The 585-nt window shown below is 48.7% G+C and carries 1 protein-coding gene; it reads left to right on the top strand.

All coding sequences use genetic code 11. The features are described from left to right. The first annotated feature begins 147 nt into the window (after nucleotides 1-147). Nucleotides 148-504, top strand: a complete 357-nt coding sequence (tnpB, locus tag VT06_RS17100; protein ID WP_046555537.1) for an IS66 family insertion sequence element accessory protein TnpB — start codon at nucleotides 148-150, stop codon at nucleotides 502-504. Nucleotides 505-585 lie beyond the last annotated feature (81 nt).

Below are 585 nucleotides of genomic sequence, written 5' to 3' on the forward strand. Positions count from 1 at the left end.
GGAAGACGATGCCGGTTTTGTTGAACTGACGCCCCAAGGCATGTTGCTTAGCCAGCCAATGCTGCTGAAAAAGCGCGATGTCGAGCTGCACTTACCGCCTGGCACGGATGCCTTGTGGTTAGCTGCGTTGCTCCGAGCGCTTTAACCATGAAGATGTTTATCGACCCACCGAAAATTTACCTGCATAAACAGCCGGTCGACTTTCGTAAATCCATCAATGGCTTGTCGCTGTTGGTTGAACAAGACATGCAGCTATCGCCGTTTAGCGGCTCGCTGTTTGTGTTTTGTAATCAACAGCGCACGCGCTTAAAAGTATTGTACTGGGACCAAACCGGTTTTTGCCTGTGGTACAAACGGCTGGAGAAAGACAAATTCCGCTGGCCGCGTTTGATGACAGGTAAAGTACTGTCTATCAGCGAGCAGCAGTGGCACTGGTTGTTGCAGGGTATTGATATCCAAAAACTGACACCGCATCAGCCATTGAGTTACCAAAGTGTGGGCTGATATGCCGATCGGCTATAAATCCTTTAGATCGCAGCTTAAACAATCTAAATAAGTACAGGCACTTAGCCGTATTGGCCGTTA

The sequence above is a fragment of the Arsukibacterium sp. MJ3 genome (assembly GCF_000987765.1).
Taxonomy (GTDB): domain Bacteria; phylum Pseudomonadota; class Gammaproteobacteria; order Enterobacterales; family Alteromonadaceae; genus Alishewanella.